The following is a 17,665-nucleotide window of genomic DNA, read 5'->3' as shown; positions in this document are numbered from 1 at the left end:
GTACTACGACGGATGCAGGGAGGTTCCGCCCACTGCTGATGCCGCAGAGTCAGGGCCGCCCAGGGATGCCGTTGCAATCAGCGGGGTTGCCGAAAGCCAAACCGTTGCCATCTGAGCCTTCGAGGAAGGCCTCCTTAATGGCCGTCCTCCATGGAGTGAACATCAAGACGAAGTTATGGTCGAAGATGGTGCGGCTATATGCTCCAACCACCATCAATTTGGTTAGAAAGTCTTTGATTGCCGCTCCCTTGGTTCCAGGACCGAAACCGCCGGCGTAGCACTGACTGAAGAGCAAATTGGTTGTGCCCCAGATCGGGTAGTAGTTGATGGGTATCGAGTACGCGGGGACCCAGTTAAATGGGCTCTGACGAGCCGCGCCCGAGGGCGGTGAAGGCAGAGACAACCACGTTCCGACGATGGTTGGAAGCAGCCCATCGATCCTGGCGACATGATTATTAGTGACTCCCGTGTACAAGGGGTCGGGACTAATGTATCCCAACCGGTGCATTTGGTTTCCAGCGACCGCCCCCGACATGCCAGCATCGCCGTTGACGCCAACCCAGGCATCCGGAAACCCGTCAAAGTTCTGGTCCTCCTGTGCCGGCAGGGTGGTTGGCAATGCAGTGGCAACCATCGTCTTGAAGACATTAGATACGGTAAAAAACTTGCCAGCTGGCAGGAATGGCCCGCAAGCCGCATTCAGAAAGCGCGACAACAGGTAGGTTGCACCGCTGCCTGTGGGCTCACTGCGATACACGATTTGAATCCTGTTGGTGGAACCCACGCCACCGTCATCCGCAGCGGTCGTGATTTGGTTCCAAGTGCGCGAAGCCGGTGAGAATGAGAAGATACGGCAGACCTCTGCCGTGGTCAAATTCAAGGTCGTTATGCCAACTTCCTTATACGGTAGAACGACCGAGGTTGCTATCGCTGGGACCTGAATTAAGGGCCCCCAGGTTCCAGATTGCGAATACGTTGCCAGATCCGCGCTAGTTAGAGCTGTCTCACTACCAGAGAAACTTACCGTACTGCCAGTCAGAAAGGCAGCATGCTCCGAGCCACCGAGCGCTGGACCGTAACTCCAGCTGCCAACGATTGGATCGTTTGTAATCATATCTTGATACAGCAGCAACGGAAATGTTGATCCGGTTCCGTTCACCGTCTGCGCCAGCGCGGTGCTTGCGCTGCCGAAGAGCAAGGGCAACACCAGAAACGATAGCGCTTTGCATTTCTTAAATATCTTCTTCATTTATATTCTCCATCTTTTAGTGATAGGCAAGATCACAAAGTCATCCACCATGAGATCGACTCATCCATTTTTTAACAGATTGAAACTACTGAAAAAATTGAATTGGCCACGCCTAGTCCTGTCAAATAAGGAAAAAAGGCGAAATACGAAAACAGTTGGTCATGGCTCACGCCAATGAACTTACGGCCGACCTGCAATGCCGCTGCAATCAGCAGCGTTGCCGAGAGCCAGGCCGTTCCCATCGCTGCCGGTCAGAAAGGCATCGGTGATCGCCGTCTTCCACGTGGACGGCAACGGGACAAGGTTGTGGGCCGCGAGGGCAAGGTCGAACCCACCGCTGCTGAAGCCCGACAGATAGCTCTTGAACGACGCTCCCCTCGTTCCGGCGCCGAAACCGCCGAGGTAGCACTGACCGAGCAGCAGGTTGGTGGTACCCCAGATGGGATAGGCGCCGGCGGGTATCACGTAGCCGGGAACCCAGTTCAGCGGATTCAGGCGGTTCGAGCCCGAAGGAGGCGCCGGCAGCATCGCCTGGATCGCCGGGGCCGTCGGCATGAACCCGTTGACCCTGGCAACGTGGTCGTTGGTCGCGCTCGTGTAGGCCGGATCGGGGCTGATGTAACCCAGCCGGTGAAGCTGGCTGCTCGCGAGCGACATGCCCGCATCGCCCTGCACGCCGACCCAGGCATCGGGCAACCCATCGCCGTTGGCATCCTGGGTCGGGGTCAACGTGGGCAGCGCGGTCGCCACCATCGCCTGGAACCCGCTCGATACGGTGAAGAACTTGTTGACGGGCAGGTACGGGCCGCAGGCCGCGTTCAGGAAACGCGACAGCAGGTAAGTCGTGCCGCTGCCTGCAACTTCGTTGCGGTAGACCACCTGGATCGCGCTCGCGGGCCCGGCCGCGCCATCGTCGGCGGCGGTCGCGATCTGGTTCCAGTTGCGAGCCGCCGGGCTGAACGAGAAGATGCGGCAGAGCTCGGCGGTGGTGAGGTTGAGGGTCGTGACGCCGTTTTCCTTGTACGGCAGCAGCACCGCGCCTGCCGCCACGGGCACCTGGATCACGGAGCCCCAGATGGGAGCGTTCGTGTACGTCGCGAGAATCGATGAAGTCAATGGAGACTCACCGGCCGCGAGGCTCACGGAGGCATCCGTCAGGAACGCGGCATTTTCCGACGTGCCGACGGCCGGACTGTAGGTCCAGCCTGCCGGCATGAGGTCCATGTGCAGTGGCGCCGGAAACGTGGAGCCGCGCACGGTTGCCGCTTGCGCCGAGGCGCTGCCCATGGCCCCCAGAAACACGGACATGACCAGGGAAAGCATTGCGCTTTTCACGAGAAGATTCGTCATGGGATTTCCAGTCTTTTTCATCGAGGAACCGGAACTCGGCGTCGTCTCCCGACGCATCGGTTCACCCAGGCCCGAAAAGCAGGAGATCAAAAGCAGGAGGGCGAGACGAGTGCGTTTCAGCCCCCGTCTCGCCCCACTCCGTCACGGTGGATGAGTCACCGGCCATGCAAGGGCCAATGGCTCATCCAGGTCGTTGGCTCAAACCAACTTACGGGCGGCCAGCGATGCCGGCGCAGTCGGCGGCGTTGCCGAAGGCCAGGCCGTTGCCGTCCGAACCGGTCAGGAATGCCTCGGCGATGGCCGTGTTCCACGCGGCGGGCAGCTTCACGAAGCTGTGGCCGGTAGGGCTGGTGGGACGAGGACCGGAGATGTAGCTGTCGTAGGTGCCGTCGTTGAAGTTCTGCAGGAAGTTCTTGACCGCAGCGCCGCGGGTGCCTGCGGCGAAGCCGCCGGCGTAGCACTGAGCCAGCAGCAGTTGGGTGGTGCCGTAGATCGGATAGGCACCGGTCGGAACCGCGTAGGCGGGAACCCAGTTCAGGGGGTTGGTACGAGCCGCGCCCGACGGGGGAGCCGGCAGAGCCGCTTGGATGGAAGCGGCGGTCGGCAGCAGGCTGTTGATGCGCGACACCACGGCGTTGCTGTTGCCCGTGTACGTCGGATCGGGGCTCAGGTAGCCGAGACGGTGGTTGACGGCCACGGCGGACGACATGCCCGCGCTGTTCGTCACGGGAACCCACACGTCGGGGATGCCATCGCCGTTGGCGTCTTGCGCGGCGGTCGGCGTCGTGATGGCGCTGGCCACCACAGTGCGGAACTTGTTCGACACGGTGAAGGACTTGCCGGCGGGCAGGAACGGGCCGCAGGCCGCGTTCAGGAAACGCGACAGCAGTTCGGTCGTGCCGCTGCCAGCAGCTTCGTCGCGGAACACCACCTGGATCGCATTGGTGGTGCCTGCAACGCCTTCATCGGCGACGGTGGCGACCTGATTCCAGGTGCGTGCGGCGGGGCTGAACGAGAAGATGCGGCAGATATCGGCAGTGGTCAGGTTCAGGGTCGAGACCGTCGTGGCGGCCGTGCCGTTGTTTTCCTTGTAGGGCAGCAGCACGGGGGTGGCCACGGCCGGAACCTGGATGATCGGGCCCCAGGTCGCACCGTTCGTGTACGTGGCGATGTCAGCGCTGGTGAGAGCGGAGTCGCTGCCGGCGTAGTTGAAAGTGCTGCCGGTCAGGAAGTTCGTCTTGCCCGTACCGCTGCTGCTCGAGGTGTAGGTCCAGCTACCGAGGATCGGGCCATGGCCGGCGGCCGGATCCATGATGTCCTGGTACATCACCGCCGGCAGCGAAGCGCCACCACCGGTCACGGTCTGTGCCGAAGCGGCACCGGCCGCCATTGCCACTGCGGCCACCGCAGTCAGCGCCACAAGTTTGAAGTTCACGGATTTCATGTCGTTGCTCCTAAGCAAACAGAAAAATTGAAAAACCAAATCGAACGAATAAAACTTCTCGCGTCATTCGCCAACGACCAGGGCAACCGATCTAAGGGATCCGCGCATTGGTCTCTTGGCGACAAATGAATTCTGAAAAGAGACGGTGACGCGGCATTGAAGAAAGTCCGGAACACGGGCGAGAAAGCACCCCGGTGTTCCGATGGCCGGGTCGGACACGGATCGCGAAAGATCGGTGCGCCGACGCTCGAAGCGAGCGCCCGGGACACGCGCAAGCCGTTGATTTCGCGCGCGATTCCCGGCCTGAACGACACCTTCGTAACTGCATGGCACCTGGCTTGCGATAGGCCTGCTGCCCTCGCCGGGAGCGCGGTGTTCCCGAACATTCGCGAAGCGCACCCGAGTTCGGTCCGATGCGGTGCGATATCGGCGATCGCTCCTGCGCGAATTGGAGGGGACGGAAGCAATTCCGACATTGCAATGCAGCGCCCATCGACTCGAAGGAATCCTCGAATCGACGCTCACTGCACCATCTGATTGATCTCCATGATCGGCAGCAACACCGCCAGCACGATCAGCATCACCACGCCGCCCATGCCGAGGATCATCAGGGGCTCGAGCAAGGCGGTCAGGCGCGTGGCGCGACGCTCGAGGTCGCGCGAAAGATTGGCCGCGGCGCGATCGAGCATCGGCGCCAGCGCGCCGGTCTTCTCGCCGCTGGCGACCAGGTGGATCAGGTTCGAAGGGAAGACCTTCTGCACCTTGAGCGCGGCGGCGAGCGGCGCCCCTTCCCTCACGCGCGCGGTGGTGTCGGCCGCGCAGGCCTTGAGCCGCTCGTTGCCCATGGTCTGCCGCGCGGCATCGAGCGAACGCAGCAAGGGCACGCCCGCATCCATCAGGATGGCCAAGGTGGAAGCGAAGCGCGCCGTGTTGACGCCCAGTACGTACTTGCCGAGCATGGGGGTGCGCAGCAGCACGTCATGCCAGCGCAGCCGGAACGCATCGTCGCGCAGGCGCCAGCGAAAGAATCCGACCGCGCCCCCCACCGCGAGGCCGGTGAGCACACCCCATTCGCGCACGAAGGCGCTGGCGCCCAGCATCACCTGCGTGAGCATCGGCAGTTCCTGCCGCGCCTGCGAGAAGGCGCTGACCACCTGCGGCACCACGTAGCCGAGCAGGAAGATCACGATGCACACCGAGACGAAGGCCACGACCGCCGGATAGATGAAGGCCGTGAGCATCTTGCTCTGCAGGTTGTCGCGGCTCTCGAGGTAGTCCGCGAGCCGTTCCATCACGCGCGCCAGGTCGCCCGAGTCCTCGCCGGCGCTCACCAGCGCGCGGTAGATCGCGGGAAAGTCGCGCGGCCGCTCGCCCAGCGCATCGGCCAGCCGCATGCCGCCGCGCACGTGGTTGCAGACGACGGTCAGCGACTCGGCCACCACCTTGTGTTCCGCCTGCTCGATGGTGGCCATCAAGGCCGATTCCAGCGGCAGGCGCGCGCTCAGCAGGCTCGCGAGTTCGCGCGTGGCCCAGCAGAGATCGGCCGCGCCGAGTTTCGGGCTGAACCAGGATTGGCCGCTGCCAGACCTCGTCTCCCGGACCTCGAGCGCGGTCAGGCCACGGTCGCGCAACTGGAGCCGGACCGCGCGCACGGACTCAGCATCCATCGCGCCGGATTGAACCTGGCCGGCCTGGTTGGCAGCCTCGAACTGGAAGCGCGGCATCGCCCTGCCCTAACCGTCCTCGCGCGTGACGCGCAGGATCTCGTCGGCGGTGCTGACGCCCGCCGCCACCCAGCGCTGGCCGTCCTCGCGCATGGTGCGCATGCCACTGCGGCGAGCGAGCTCGCGCATCGCATGCTCGTTGCCGCCGTCGTGGATGATCCGGCGCACCTCGTCGTCGATGACGAACAGCTCGTGGATGCCCGTGCGTCCCTTGAAGCCCGATTGATTGCAGTGGGCGCAGCCCACGGGCACCCAGCGCACGCTGCCGTCGGGCTGCGCCTCGGCGCGCTTGCACTGCGGGCACAGGCAGCGGATGAGCCGCTGCGCCAGCACGCCCAGCAGCGACGAGGACAGCAGGAAGGGCTCGATGCCCATGTCGGTCAGGCGCGTGACGGCCGAGATCGCATCGTTGGTATGCAGCGAGGCCAGCACGCCGTGCCCGGTGAGGGAGGACTGCACCGCGATCTGCGCGGTCTCGAGGTCGCGGATCTCGCCGATCATGATGTTGTCGGGGTCCTGGCGCAGCGCGGCGCGCAAGGCTGCCCCGAAGGTCATGCCGATCTTGCTGTGCACCGGAATCTGGTTGACGCCCGGCAGGTCGTACTCGACCGGGTCCTCCACCGAGAGGATGTTGCTCACGCTCTTGTCGAGCTGGCCCAGTGCCGCGTAGAGCGTGGTGGTCTTGCCGCTGCCGGTGGGGCCGGTCACGAGCACGATGCCGTGCGGCTGGCGGATCAGCTTCGTCAGCGTCTCGAGCGTGTCCGGAGCGAGGCCCAGCCGCTGCAATTGCAGGCGGCCCGCATCCTTCTCCAGCAGCCGCAGGACCGCGCGCTCGCCGTGCACGGTCGGCACGGTGGAGACCCGCACGTCGATCGGCCGGCCACCGACACGCAGGGTGATGCGGCCGTCCTGCGGGATACGCTTCTCCGCGATGTCGAGCTGCGACATGATCTTGATGCGAGAGATCAGCGCGACATGCAGCTCCTTGCGCGGCGAGACCACGTCGCGCAAGGTGCCGTCGACGCGGTAGCGCACCACGGAGTGCGTCTCGAAGGCCTCGAAATGCACGTCGCTCGCGCCGTCGCGCGCCGCCTGCGCCAGCAGCGCGTTGATCATCCGGATCACCGGCGCGTCGTCCTGCGCATCGAGCAGGTCGGTGACGGCGGGCATGGACTGCATGAGCCGCTCGAGATCGACTTCCGACTCGGCCGCGCCCACCACGGCCGCGGCACTGCCCGTCTCGGCATAGCCCGCGGACAGCAGCGCGTCGATCTCCTCGTCCGGGACCTCGCGCCGCGCCTCGATGGCCGTCTGCCGCTGCGCCTCGGCCAGCGCCCAGCCCGGCGTGCGAACGCTGAAGACGATCTCCGCCACGTCGCCCTGGCGGCACGCGACGATGCGCTGGGCCCGGGCCCAGGTGTGCGGCAGCAGCGGCGTGGGTTGCGGCACGGCGCTCATCGGCATGTCCTCATGGCGCCACCACGATCTCCGGCCGGTAGCCGAGTTCGCGCAGCACGCCGGTGGCGGTATCGACCGAGCGCGCGTCGCGCGGCAGGTCCACGCGCACCGCGTAGCCGATGCCGCCTGGGCCGACGACGATGTACGCCGGCAGGCCGCTGATGCGCACCCGCCGCGCGACCTGCACGGCATCGTCCTGCCTCGGCACGTCGGCGATCTGCAGCACGCTCTTGTTGCTCTCGGAGCTGGCGTAGAGCACGGACGGGTCGCTGGTCACGCCGACGTTCGACGGGAGCTGGGAGCGCATCTCGGGCTCGTTCGACTCGCCTTGCGCGGGGCGCTGACGGACTTCGCTGCTGCTCTGCGTGGCGGGCGCGGGCAGCTCGCGGGTCTTGTCCCATTGCTCGGGGCGAAGGTCCAGCTTGGGCGACCGCCCGGCCACCGGCAGGTCGCTCGGCGGCAGGATCGAGGCCGCCATGTCGGGCAGCACCAGGTGCTTGCCGGGCTGCACCCGGCTCTGCTGGGTGCGCATGAAGTTGTAGCGGTCCTGGGTGAGGCCGCGCCCGGCGTTGGCGTCGCGGATGACATAGGGCCGCAGGAAGATCATCAGGTTGGTCTTCGCGCGCTGCCGCTTGTCGTAGCGGAACAGGTTGCCGAGGACCGGAATGCCCCCGATGCCCGGCACCGATTCGACCGTGGTGTTGACGCTGTCTTCCAGCAGGCCGCCGAGCACCATGATCTGGCCGTCGTCGAGCAGCACGCTGGTGTCCAGCGCCCGCTTGTTGGTGACCACGCCCGCGATGCCGGAGTTCTGGTCGTCGATGCTCGAGACCTCCTGGTAGATGTCGAGCTTGACCGTGCCGCCCTCGGAGATCTGCGGCCGGATCTTGAGCTGCAGCCCGATGTCCTCGCGCGTCACGGTCTGGAACGGGTTGTCCGAGCCGCCGCCGCCGGGCGTGATGTACTGGCCGCTGACGAAGGGCACGGTCTTGCCCACGATGATCGAGGCCGCCTCGTTGTCGAGCGTCATGATGTTCGGCGTCGAGAGGATGTTGGCGCCGCCCTTGGTCTGCAGCGCGCGCGCCAGCAACTGGAGGTTCAGGATCTCGGCCCCGCCAGGCAGCTTCACGGTGCCGTCGACGATGCCCAGGCTGATGCCCTGCGGCAGCCGGTCGATGGTGTTGGTCGCGCTGTTGTTGAGCGCCGCGCCGCCGCCCAGGTTGGTGCCGCCGAGGAAGCGGCCGTTGTTGCGCATCCACTGGATGCCGAGTTGCGCCGCATCCTGTTCGGTCACCTCCACGATCAGGCTCTCGACCAGCACCTGCGCGCGCCGCTGGTCCAGCGAGTCGATGACGCGCCGGATGCTGCGGTACATGGGCTCGGGCGCGGCAATGATGAGTGCGTTGGTGGTGGCATCGGCCTGCACGGTCACGCCGTTGGCCGAGAACGCGGTGCCGGTGGTGCCGGCGCCCGCGTTGCCCTGCTGCGATCCACCGGCGGCGCCACCGCCGGCCGCGCCGAAGCGGGTGCTGCCGCCGCTGCGGCTCCCACTGCCGCCGGCGCCGGTGCCGCCATTGGTGCCGGAACCGCCGGCGCCCGTGCGGTTCGCCGCGTCCGTGCCGGTCCCGGCACCGCCCACCATGCCGCCCGCGCCGAGCGTGGCGCGCACGTTGTCGCCGCCGCTGCCCAGTGCCGTGCCGCCCGAGTCGCCGGTGAGCAGCCCGCGCAGCACGCCCGAGAGATAGCTCGCGCGCGCATTGCGCAGATACACCACGTGAAGGTTGCCCGGATCGTCCTGCGCGTTGTCGAGCTTGGCGACCAGGTCGCGCGCGAGCGAGGTACGCGCGGGGCTGCTCGAACGGATGATCACGCTGTTGGAGCGCGGGTCGGCCAGCACCACGATGTCGCGCTTTCCCTCGCCGCTGCCGCCCTGCAGCAGCTCGTTGGCCAGCGCCGCGATGTCCACGGCCACGCCGTTGCGGACCTTGACCACGTCGGTGTCGAGCGAGGTCGGCGTGTCGATGCTCTCGACGATGCGCGCGATGCGCTCCAGGTTGTCGACGTAGTCGGTGATGACCAGCGTGTTGTTCGCCGGATAGGCGGTGATGCTGTTCTCGGGCGCGATCATCGGCTTGAGCACGGGGATCAGCGCCTCGGCGTTCTCGTAGGCCAGCCTGAAGGTGCGGGTCGCGATGCCGCCGCCCGGCGCGCTCGCGTTGACGGCGCCGCCCTGCAGCTTGGCGTCGGCGACCGGCACCACGCGGCTCACCTTGCCCACGTCCACGATGGTGAAGCCCCGCATGCGCAGGGCCGAGTTCAGCATGTCGTAGGCGGTGGCGGCCGGAATCTCGCCGTCGGACACCAGGGTGATCTGGCCCTTGACGCGCGGGTCCATGAGGAAATTCCGGCCCAGGAACTTCGACAGGGCCGAGATCACGGACTGGATGTCCGCGTCGACGAAGTTCATCGTCGCCCTGTCGTCGCTGCCGCGCGCGGGCATGACCGGCACCGGTGCGCGCCGCTCGGGGCCGGTCGAACGCGCGGCGCGCCCGGTGTTGGCGGAGGGGGCCGGCGCAACAGGCCTGGCCGATACCGGCGGCGGCGCGGGCGATACCGGTACCGCGCTCGCGGCGGCGGTGCTTGCCGCGCTCGGAACATAGGTGCCCTCGCGGAACAACGATTCGTCGGGCGCGGTCGTCGCGCATCCAGCCGCCGCCAGGCAGCACACCAGCGTGCAGCGCCTCCCGATCCGCCACGCGTGGGCATGCATCATGATCCCTTCCCCGATTGCTGTTGGGGGATCAGCGTCGCCTCGACGCCGAACCCGTTTCCATCGTCCGCCGGCCCCTTGCCGTCGGATCGCTGCAGCGTGACCTGCTGCACCTTCAGTCCCAGCGGCGCCGGCGCACCGAGCAGCCAGTCGGTCGCGCGCGACGAATCGCCGCCCGTGAATACCAGCCGCAGGGTCGCATCGACTTCCCGCAATTCGTAGGCTCCGGCCAGGCCGGCGGCCTCCAGGCTGGCGCGCACGCGCTCGGCCGGTCCCAGCGACGAGTCGCCAGGCACCGCGCTCGCGTTCGTGTCGGCCAGCACCTCCTTCAACGCCGCGGCCTGCGAGCGCAGCTTGGGCAATGCCTCGTCCCAGTGCGCGAGCGTGTCGAGCGCGGGCTTCGTGAACGCCAGCCAGACGAGCGCCGCCAGCACGACGGCCACCATCGCCGCGACCTGCAGGCGTTCGCGCGGCGAGAACCCCTGCCAGAGGCCTTGGGCACGCGCCACGAGCGGCAGCAGCAGGGCCCGGGGTCTTGCGAGCCAGGGGCGCCATGCCGTCCGCACCGCGGTCCAACGCGCGTTCATCTCGATGCCCCCGCCGCGCTGGCGGCGCGCGGCTCGACCGCGCCCGCCTGGATGCGCAGGCCGCCCGGCTCGGCCGCCAGCGCAAGGCCATGTTGCAGCGCCCTGTCCTGCAGCGACTTCATCTCGTCCGCGCTCGGCGCGGCGCCGTCACGCCATCGGACCTCGAGCCGGTCGTCGCGGAATTCCAGGCGCTGCACCTGGCCCTTCGCCTGTGTCAGCAGGCCGGTGGAAGCCGGCATCAGCGCGGCGAAGCTTCCCGCCTCGGGGCTGCCCGCGGCCGCTCCGGCGCGTCGCGCATCGCGCAACTGGCGTGCCTGCTGCAGCGGGTTGAGGATGACCGGCACTTCGGGATAGGCCGCCTTGACCTGGGCCGCCATCTGCCGCGTCAGCGTCTGGCCCTGCGCGGCGATCCGCGCGGCGTAGAGGTTGAGGCCCACGAGCCAGACCGCGAGGGCCGCCGCGGTCCAGCCGGCGAGCGGAAGCAGCCAGGGGCGTCGAGTGCCGGCCTGCGCCGCATGGCCCACGGGCAATGACCAGCGCCATCCGCTGCCGCCCATCGACTGCCCATCTTCCGCGGGCGTATCGGCCGCCAGCAGACGCAGCGGCCGCGCTTCGGGAAGATGCGGCGTCACTCTGGCCTCGATCTGCGCAGCGTCGACGCGGCCCTGCGGAAGCGGACGGGCGATGCCCTCTTCCACGCCCGTGCGCGCGATCACCCAATCGTCGACGATCGTTGCGGCGACCGCGTCGTCGAGCCCGTCCTCGGGGGCTGGCAGGAACGCGGGAGGAGGCAGTACCGCATTCACGACCACGCCATGGTCCTTCAGCGCCTGCACGAGCCGCGCGAGGACATGGGCGCCCATCCAGGCCACCGGCACCCGCCCCTCGGCATTGCGCGCCCCGAAGCCCACCGCGAGATCGCTCGCCGGGCCCAGCGCCAGCAACTCGATGGCCCCGAGCACCGCGATGCGCTGGCGCCTGGGCGCGAGCGGCGGTAGCTCGACCTGCGCCATCGAGACATCGGCCGGATGCAGGCAGGCCTCGACATGCCTGGGCTGGAAGCGGCGGGCCACCGCCGGCAGGCCGTCGAGCAGCTCGGCCTGCCAGGCACCCTCGCCCGATCGCCAGGCGCATCGCAAGGGCGAGGACTCGAGGTCCCGTGCGCGCGGCAGCATCAGCCGAAGGGTATCGACGCGCCTCATCTCATGCCCCTTCCCTCAGCCACACCACGCGCGGGAGGCTCTCCTTGTCGTCGTGCACGAGCGCCTGCATCAGCAACGTGGTGCGCGGCACCCGCAGCGCGCTCGACACGCGGAACCAATAGCTGGAGATGCCCACGCGCAGGCGGCGGCCGGCGAACTCCGGCATCTGCAGCCTGTTCGCGAAGTCCGCGCGGTTGATGAACCACTGGCCCTCGTCGCGCGTGCGCACCAGGGCCCGGGCACGATCGAGCGACAGGCCGGGAACCCAGGCCGCCAGCACCTCGGCCGTGGCCGTGTTGATGTTGATCCAGGTGCGTTGCGGCAGCACCGTGACGTAGGGCTTCAGGCGCGCGACGGTGTCAGCGCTCAGGCCCGGCGTGCCGAGCAGGTCCTCGAGCACGCGCAGGCGCGGCGCCTGTTCCCGCAGGGGCAGGTTCTCGATCCCGAGCCGTTGCGCGAGGCTCTGCGCCGCGGCAGCGTCCTCGGGTGCGTGGTTCGTGGGCGGCTGTGCTTCGACCAGGCTGAAGATCACGCGCCGGGCGACGCGGCCCGCCTGCTCCGGCGACACGCCGGCCAGCGCGCACAACCGCAGGAAAGCCGTGCTCTCGGCGATGTCGATCCGGCCGGCGTCCATGAGATTGCGCAGGTTGAACTTGGCCTGCTCGTCGGCGATCTCGGTGAACACCAGCGCCGGCGCGCCTTCGAGTTCGCCGAGGTCCTCCCCGTTCACCGGCCGGCTCCAGAGGCCGTCGGGCCGCGTGGCGGGATCGCGCTGGGCCTCCATGCGCAGCACGCGTTGCGCGCGGGAGATTTCGCTGCGCAGCAGCCATGACGCCTGCGCGCGGGTCTGCTCCGTCTGCGCGGCCCGGATGACCGCGCTCTGCCTGCCGAGCAGCGCCGCGGCAAGCACCGCGATCACGGCCACCACCAGCAGCACGCTGACGACGGCCATCCCCTTCGCGGGATGGCGCGGTTCGGCGCGGCAAGGTCTCTTCGCGCCCGAAGGGCGCATCGCGGGAGCACGCATGGCCGCGCCTAGAGCTGCCAGGAGCCGATGTCCGCGTTGGCCTTCTCTCCGCCGGGCTCGCCGTCCGCTCCGAGCGAGAACACGTCGATCTCGCCGTTGGTGCCGGGGTTGAGGTACTGGTACGGCTTGCCCCAGGGGTCGTTCGGAAGCCGCTCGAGGTAGTTGCGCCAGTTCGAGGGGATCTTGCCGGCGGTGGGCTTCTTCACCAGCGCGCGCAGCCCCTGGCTGGCGGACGGATATTCGCCGTTGTCGAGCCGGTAGAGCTTGAGCGCCTGCATGATCGAGCCGACGTCCTGCCGGGCCGCCGTGGCCCGCGCCTGGTCCGGGCGCGCCATCAGGTTGGGCACGATCAGCGCGGCCAGCACGCCCATGATGACCAGCACCACCATCAGCTCGATCAGCGTGAACGCCTGCTGCTGCCACGGCCTCGGGTGCTTCTGTGCGAGGTTCCCTGAAGCCATGTTGCTCTCTCCAAAATCAGTGCCGGGTAAGGCTGGAAATGATCGCAAGCCTGCGTGTCAGCTTGATGGTGCAAGTTCGGGAGGATTCGCGTCGGCGCTGGCCGGTGCGCGGCGTTCCGGCGCGCTGCATGCGGAATCCACCCGAGCATCGATCACGAATCTGTCATCTGCCGAAGGCCGTCTCGATCGCCCGCGCGATCCGCTTCAGCCGCTCAGCGTGCGTTCGTCGCGCTCGCGCGGCGCACGCTCCCGCAGGCTGGCCGGCGGCAGCCGCGGCGCGTCGTCGCGGTGCGCCATCAGCGCGTGCAGCAGGCCCCGGTTGATCTTGAATTCCTCCGTGTCCGTGCTCAGCAGGGCATCGCTGGTCAGGCAGCGGTGCACGATGTCGATCACGCGCGGATGCGCGCTTGCGATGTTGATGTCGTGGGCAAAGGCCTGAAGCTCGGGCAGCGGCTCCGAGCGCAGCATGTAGCCCACGAACCAGCGCCACAGCATGTTGTAGCGCAGCCCCTCGCACACGCCCTTCGGATCGGCCAGCGAGTAGGCGATCTGCAGCAGCCATGCGCGCGTGATCATGCGCGCGTCCATGCCGCTTCGGCACTGCAGCGTGATCTCGTTCATCAGCACGCCTTCGTAGGCCAGGATGCTGTCGACCACTTCCTTCAGCGCCACGAGCGGATGGTTCTCGGGAACGAAGGACTTCAGGTAGTCGACCTCCATCCACAGCGGATGCGACACGATCCAGACCCAGGGCACGCCATAGCGGTCGATGGGAACCGGATTCCTCCTGGCGATCTCCACGTGCCTGGAAAGCTCCTTGTCCAGTGTCTGCATCGAGACGCTCTTGACCGAATCAAGCGCGTCGTTGGATCTGGGTTTGTCTTTCTTCATTCATGTCCTCCATCCGCCTCGCACGTGGACGCGCCACGCGCCGCGCGCGCTCCGGCCACGGCACAGGCCACAACCTTCTAGACGAGTTTCGGCCCGCAAACCCGCAGCCGAAGTCTCGAATGCCTTTCGTTCCGTGACGCTCGTGTTCCGTCGAGGCGTGACATGCGCCACAACGCTGCCGCGTCCTCGCGCGAAAGCATCGCGATGCAATGCGAAAGTTCGTGCATCGTCGATGTGCGTGTCTGGCGCGAACGCCGTCCGCGCGCGCTCAAGGCTTTCGAACGATGCCCGGTGGTCCGCGCTCGGGCAGCGTCGGCGCGGCGAAGCGGGACAGCACACCGTCGTGGCTGATCGTGACCGCATCGGATGCGATCGACGCGAGGATCACGTTGCGCAGCAGCGTCTCGCCCGCGACGAAAGCCCGGGGCGGCGCGCCGTTGATCGCGAGCACGGCCACCGCGCGCTCACGCCGGTACATGAGGCCGATCACGTTGACATCGACGCGCACCTGGCCCGGGCCGAGCCAGGCCGCCACGACCTGCGTGGCGGGGTCCGTCGGAAGCACCGTGGCCGCTTTCTCGACCGGTGCGGCGGCGGGACGCAGTTGCTGCAGCCTGTAGCCCCAGAAGCCGGCGGCCGCGACGACCGCGGCCAGTCCTGCCGCGTGCATCGCGCTCGCCGGCGGTACGGGGATCGACCATTTCCATCGTGCGTGCATCCCGCGGCTCCCTTGCGAATTCGTGTGCCGGAAGACCGCGTGCCGCGCGCTCCCGGAAAGAGAGCCAGTGATAACAGAGGCATGTTGGAGATTCATGTCAACGCCACATTCGATGCCTAGGATGGCGCGCTCACCGCAGAGGAGTTGCCGTCTTCCATGCCACGACGGATCGCCCCATGAGTACTTCCTTCCGCCAGCGCGGCCTCTCCCTGATCGAGGTGATGATCGTGATGGTCATCATCGGCATCGCGACGGCCGCGATCTCGCTCAGCGCGGCGCCCGATCCGGCCGAACCGCTGAAGCTCGACGCGCGCGAACTCGCGCTGCGCCTGAGCACGGCGCAGCACGAGGTGCGCGCCGATGGGCGGGTGGTGGCCTGGGAGGCACGCGGCGATGGCTACCAGTTCGTGCGCGGCACCTGGACGAACGCGCCCGGCAGCGTCGTTCCCATGGTCTCGACCGCGGGCGAGCTCGATCGCTTCGCGCGCGACGAGGCACTGCGTCCCCGCCGATGGCGCGCGGGCATGGTCGAGGTGACGCCCGCATCGCCGTTGCTGCTGACCTCCGAATGGGTCGGCGCCCCGCTCTCGCTCAAGCTGCGCAGCGGTGCCTACACGGCGACCATCGTGCGCGACGCCACCGGCGCGTTCCGGGTGCAATGAGGCGCGGCCATGCATCGCGATGACTCCGGTTTCACGCTGATCGAGGTGCTGGTCGCGCTCGCCATCATCAGCATCGCGCTCGCGGCCTTCGTGCGGCTCACGAGCCAGACCGCCACCAACCTCGGCGAGGTCGAGCGGCGCTCGCTCGCGATGCTCTCGGCGCAGAACAGCCTGGCCGAGCTGCAGATCAGCTCGCTCCCTTCGGCCGGGCTGCGGCAGGTGGCCTGCCCGCAAGCCGGCAAGCCCTTCGTCTGCCGCGTGCGGATCGGGCCGCCGCTCGGCGATGGCACGCGTGCCGTCTCGGTCGACGTCTATCCCGGCATCGACAGCGACCGGCGGCTGGCCAGCCTGCAGTCCAGCCTGCCGGAGCGGCGGCGATGAGAAGCAGCAAACGCTCCGCACCGCGGGATGCCGTCGCGGGCTTCACCCTGATCGAGGTCATGATCGCGATCGTGATCATGGCGGTGCTCAGCCTGATCGCCTGGCGAGGCCTCGACAGCATGAGCCGCGCCAACGTGCAACTGCAGGAGCGCAGCGAGGACACGGCGCAGCTGATGCGCACGCTGCAGCAGCTTCAGCGCGACCTCGCGTGGCGCACCACGATCGAGTTGCCGGCTTCCGGCATGGAGGCGCAGGCCCGGGACGGCGCGCCGTCGACGGCGGACGGCAGGCCGCAGGCCGTGGTCCGGCTGCTGCCGCCGGGCATGGAGGCGCGCCGCCCGGACCAGGGATCGCTGCTGATCGAGTTCGTGCGCGCGGCTCCGGCGGCGCCCGGGCGCTGGCAGCGCGTGCAGTGGTGGCTGCAGTCGGGCACGCTGTACCGCGCCGTGGGCGCGGCCGCCGCGGCGTACCCGCTCCCCGGGCCCGAGGCCGCGGACCGCGTCGCGGTGCTCCAGGGCCTGGTCTCGTTCGAGCTGCGGGCCTGGGAGCCCGGGCAGGGATGGCGAGCCCTGCCCGCGGCGGTGCAGGCACGTTCGCCGGCTTCCGGCCTCGAGATCGTGCTGGGCGCGCGGCGCAATGGCGGCCCGGTGCTGCATTACCGGCAGGTGGTCGCGCTCGATTGAGCCCCGCTTCGAGGCCGCGGACCTGGCGCTTCGCCGCCCAGCCGCGGCACCTTCGACAGCGCCGGCACCGCCGCCCGCTGGCTACGATAGCGCGATGGACCTCAGGCAACTCCGCTATTTCGTCGCGCTCGCGACCCAGCAGCACTACGGCAAGGCGGCGGGCATCCTGCACGTGACGCAGCCGGCGCTGAGCCGGCAGATCCGGCTGCTCGAGGAGGAACTGGGCGTCCAGCTGTTCGAGCGCCACGCGCGCGGCGCGGCGCCGACCGACGAGGCACGGCTGCTGCTCGAGAGGGCGCTGTTCCTGCTGCGCTACGTCGACCAGATCAAGTCCGACCTGCTGGCCCGGCAGCGGGAGCCTCGCGGGCCGGTCGCCATCGGACTCTCGCCCGGTCTCGCGCAGCAGCTCACGGTGCTGCTGACCAAGGCGGTGCTCCAGTACCTTCCCGAGGTGAGGCTGCGCTTCATCGAGGGCTTCGCGCCTTCGCTGCAGACCATGCTGGCGCAGGGCGAGGTCGACATCGCGCTGCTGATCGAGCCCGTCGAGCGATCGAACCTCAGCAGCATGCCGCTGCTCAAGGAACAGATCTGCCTGATCGGCCTGCCCGACGACCAGCGCCTGCGCAAGCCGAAAGTCAAGATGCGCGATCTGGCCGGCGTGCCGCTGATCATGACCGGGCTCGTCAAGTCGGGTGTGCGGCTCGAACTCGAGGCAGCCGCCGCGCGCGCCAAGCTCGAACTTCATCGCGTGGTCGAGGTCGAGACCGCCGAGGTGGCGCGCCGCCTCGTGCTCGACGGCGTCGGGCTCACGGCCCACTTCGCGGCGGCGGTCCAGGAGGACCTGGCGGCATCGCGGCTGCGCGCCGTTCCCATCGAGGGCCTGTTCCTGCATCGCGTGCTGGCGCGCGCCGCGGACCGGCCCGCGTCGCGCGCCACCGAAGGCGTGATGGGCGTGCTGCGCATGGTGATCGAGCGGCACGTGCGCGAAGGCAAGTGGCCGCACGCGCAGCTGTCCTGAGGCGGGGCCGACCGATGCCGCTTCGTTATGAGGGCGGTCA

At 68.1% G+C, this 17,665-nt stretch carries 17 protein-coding genes; 5 read left to right on the top strand and 12 right to left on the bottom strand.

All coding sequences use genetic code 11. The features are described from left to right. Positions 1–49: 49 nt before the first annotated feature. The 6 genes from ACEN9J_RS32675 to gspD all read right to left on the bottom strand — a co-directional run bounded on the left by ACEN9J_RS32675 (position 50) and on the right by gspD (position 9,692). Positions 50–1,249: a substrate-binding domain-containing protein gene (locus tag ACEN9J_RS32675; protein WP_082321727.1), complete on the bottom strand. Its 1,200-nt coding sequence runs from the start codon at positions 1,247–1,249 to the stop codon at positions 50–52. A gap of 180 nt (positions 1,250–1,429) precedes the next feature. Beyond that, positions 1,430–2,599, bottom strand: coding sequence for a substrate-binding domain-containing protein (locus tag ACEN9J_RS32670; RefSeq protein ID WP_296735736.1), 1,170 nt, complete (start codon positions 2,597–2,599; stop codon positions 1,430–1,432). A gap of 208 nt (positions 2,600–2,807) precedes the next feature. Then, entirely contained in the window at positions 2,808–4,043 is a 1,236-nt protein-coding gene (locus tag ACEN9J_RS32665; RefSeq protein ID WP_057598056.1) for a substrate-binding domain-containing protein, read from the bottom strand. 521 nt (positions 4,044–4,564) lie between these two features. Beyond that, positions 4,565–5,767, bottom strand: a complete 1,203-nt coding sequence (gene gspF, locus ACEN9J_RS32660) for a type II secretion system inner membrane protein GspF (protein WP_296735733.1) — start codon at positions 5,765–5,767, stop codon at positions 4,565–4,567. A gap of 9 nt (positions 5,768–5,776) precedes the next feature. Next, positions 5,777–7,225, bottom strand: coding sequence for a type II secretion system ATPase GspE (gspE, locus tag ACEN9J_RS32655; RefSeq protein ID WP_413765337.1), 1,449 nt, complete (start codon positions 7,223–7,225; stop codon positions 5,777–5,779). A 10-nt stretch (positions 7,226–7,235) separates the two neighbouring features. After that, the gene (gene gspD, locus ACEN9J_RS32650) at positions 7,236–9,692 is read right to left on the bottom strand and encodes a type II secretion system secretin GspD (RefSeq protein ID WP_296735729.1); all 2,457 of its coding nucleotides are present in this window, start codon (positions 9,690–9,692) and stop codon (positions 7,236–7,238) included. On the opposite strand from gspD, the gene ACEN9J_RS32645 reads away from it, so the two are divergent. Then, positions 9,670–9,885, top strand: coding sequence for a hypothetical protein (locus tag ACEN9J_RS32645; RefSeq protein WP_057591898.1), 216 nt, complete (start codon positions 9,670–9,672; stop codon positions 9,883–9,885). The genes gspD and ACEN9J_RS32645 overlap by 23 nt on opposite strands. 109 nt (positions 9,886–9,994) lie before the next feature. On the opposite strand, the gene gspM is transcribed toward ACEN9J_RS32645, so the two are convergent. From gspM to ACEN9J_RS32615, 6 genes are all read right to left on the bottom strand, one after another. Next, positions 9,995–10,582, bottom strand: a complete 588-nt coding sequence (gspM, locus tag ACEN9J_RS32640; RefSeq protein WP_296735727.1) for a type II secretion system protein GspM — start codon at positions 10,580–10,582, stop codon at positions 9,995–9,997. After that, entirely contained in the window at positions 10,579–11,784 is a 1,206-nt protein-coding gene (gene gspL, locus ACEN9J_RS32635; RefSeq protein ID WP_413765336.1) for a type II secretion system protein GspL, read from the bottom strand. Before gspL ends, gspM begins: the two co-directional genes overlap by 4 nt. A gap of 1 nt (position 11,785) precedes the next feature. Then, entirely contained in the window at positions 11,786–12,736 is a 951-nt protein-coding gene (gene gspK / locus ACEN9J_RS32630) for a type II secretion system minor pseudopilin GspK (protein ID WP_057591895.1), read from the bottom strand. A gap of 83 nt (positions 12,737–12,819) precedes the next feature. Further along, positions 12,820–13,272, bottom strand: coding sequence for a type II secretion system major pseudopilin GspG (gene gspG / locus ACEN9J_RS32625; protein ID WP_413765335.1), 453 nt, complete (start codon positions 13,270–13,272; stop codon positions 12,820–12,822). A gap of 204 nt (positions 13,273–13,476) precedes the next feature. After that, positions 13,477–14,163, bottom strand: coding sequence for a transposase (locus tag ACEN9J_RS32620; RefSeq protein WP_296735723.1), 687 nt, complete (start codon positions 14,161–14,163; stop codon positions 13,477–13,479). Positions 14,164–14,431: 268 nt separating this feature from the next. Then, on the bottom strand, positions 14,432–14,881 hold the full coding sequence (locus ACEN9J_RS32615) for a hypothetical protein (RefSeq protein ID WP_296735721.1): 450 nt from the start codon (positions 14,879–14,881) through the stop codon (positions 14,432–14,434). A gap of 176 nt (positions 14,882–15,057) precedes the next feature. On the opposite strand from ACEN9J_RS32615, the gene ACEN9J_RS32610 reads away from it, so the two are divergent. The 4 genes from ACEN9J_RS32610 (at position 15,058) to ACEN9J_RS32595 (ending at position 17,625) form a co-directional block, all read left to right on the top strand. Continuing rightward, complete coding sequence (locus ACEN9J_RS32610; RefSeq protein WP_296735720.1) at positions 15,058–15,543, top strand: prepilin-type N-terminal cleavage/methylation domain-containing protein; 486 nt, start codon at positions 15,058–15,060, stop codon at positions 15,541–15,543. Between the two features lie 9 nt (positions 15,544–15,552). Continuing rightward, positions 15,553–15,924: a type II secretion system minor pseudopilin GspI gene (gspI, locus tag ACEN9J_RS32605; RefSeq protein ID WP_057591890.1), complete on the top strand. Its 372-nt coding sequence runs from the start codon at positions 15,553–15,555 to the stop codon at positions 15,922–15,924. Beyond that, on the top strand, positions 15,921–16,607 hold the full coding sequence (locus tag ACEN9J_RS32600) for a type II secretion system protein J (RefSeq protein WP_296735717.1): 687 nt from the start codon (positions 15,921–15,923) through the stop codon (positions 16,605–16,607). Before gspI ends, ACEN9J_RS32600 begins: the two co-directional genes overlap by 4 nt. A gap of 94 nt (positions 16,608–16,701) precedes the next feature. Continuing rightward, positions 16,702–17,625 (top strand): LysR family transcriptional regulator, encoded by a 924-nt coding sequence (locus ACEN9J_RS32595; RefSeq protein WP_057591888.1) that lies wholly within the window; start codon positions 16,702–16,704, stop codon positions 17,623–17,625. The last annotated feature ends 40 nt before the right edge of the window (positions 17,626–17,665 follow it).

It is taken from the genome of Variovorax sp. Varisp41 (genome assembly GCF_047325085.1).
Lineage (GTDB): Bacteria > Pseudomonadota > Gammaproteobacteria > Burkholderiales > Burkholderiaceae_C > Variovorax.
Note: the sequence above shows the minus strand (reverse complement) of the source record. Positions and strands in the feature narration are given on the sequence as shown.

Excerpts from the sequence above, each read along its gene's own strand:
- ACEN9J_RS32595 (WP_057591888.1), top strand. The coding sequence starts at position 16,702 with ATGGACCTCAGGCAACTCCGCTATTTCGTCGCGCTCGCGACCCAGCAG.
- gspI (WP_057591890.1), top strand. The coding sequence starts at position 15,553 with ATGCATCGCGATGACTCCGGTTTCACGCTGATCGAGGTGCTGGTCGCG.
- gspM (WP_296735727.1), bottom strand. The coding sequence starts at position 10,582 with ATGAACGCGCGTTGGACCGCGGTGCGGACGGCATGGCGCCCCTGGCTC.
- ACEN9J_RS32670 (WP_296735736.1), bottom strand. The coding sequence starts at position 2,599 with ATGACGAATCTTCTCGTGAAAAGCGCAATGCTTTCCCTGGTCATGTCC.
- ACEN9J_RS32665 (WP_057598056.1), bottom strand. The coding sequence starts at position 4,043 with ATGAAATCCGTGAACTTCAAACTTGTGGCGCTGACTGCGGTGGCCGCA.
- ACEN9J_RS32675 (WP_082321727.1), bottom strand. The coding sequence starts at position 1,249 with ATGAAGAAGATATTTAAGAAATGCAAAGCGCTATCGTTTCTGGTGTTG.
- ACEN9J_RS32610 (WP_296735720.1), top strand. The coding sequence starts at position 15,058 with ATGAGTACTTCCTTCCGCCAGCGCGGCCTCTCCCTGATCGAGGTGATG.
- gspG (WP_413765335.1), bottom strand. The coding sequence starts at position 13,272 with ATGGCTTCAGGGAACCTCGCACAGAAGCACCCGAGGCCGTGGCAGCAG.
- gspE (WP_413765337.1), bottom strand. The coding sequence starts at position 7,225 with ATGAGCGCCGTGCCGCAACCCACGCCGCTGCTGCCGCACACCTGGGCC.
- ACEN9J_RS32620 (WP_296735723.1), bottom strand. The coding sequence starts at position 14,163 with ATGAAGAAAGACAAACCCAGATCCAACGACGCGCTTGATTCGGTCAAG.
- gspD (WP_296735729.1), bottom strand. The coding sequence starts at position 9,692 with ATGAACTTCGTCGACGCGGACATCCAGTCCGTGATCTCGGCCCTGTCG.
- gspL (WP_413765336.1), bottom strand. The coding sequence starts at position 11,784 with ATGAGGCGCGTCGATACCCTTCGGCTGATGCTGCCGCGCGCACGGGAC.
- gspK (WP_057591895.1), bottom strand. The coding sequence starts at position 12,736 with ATGGCCGTCGTCAGCGTGCTGCTGGTGGTGGCCGTGATCGCGGTGCTT.
- ACEN9J_RS32600 (WP_296735717.1), top strand. The coding sequence starts at position 15,921 with ATGAGAAGCAGCAAACGCTCCGCACCGCGGGATGCCGTCGCGGGCTTC.
- ACEN9J_RS32645 (WP_057591898.1), top strand. The coding sequence starts at position 9,670 with ATGTCCGCGTCGACGAAGTTCATCGTCGCCCTGTCGTCGCTGCCGCGC.
- gspF (WP_296735733.1), bottom strand. The coding sequence starts at position 5,767 with ATGCCGCGCTTCCAGTTCGAGGCTGCCAACCAGGCCGGCCAGGTTCAA.
- ACEN9J_RS32615 (WP_296735721.1), bottom strand. The coding sequence starts at position 14,881 with ATGCACGCACGATGGAAATGGTCGATCCCCGTACCGCCGGCGAGCGCG.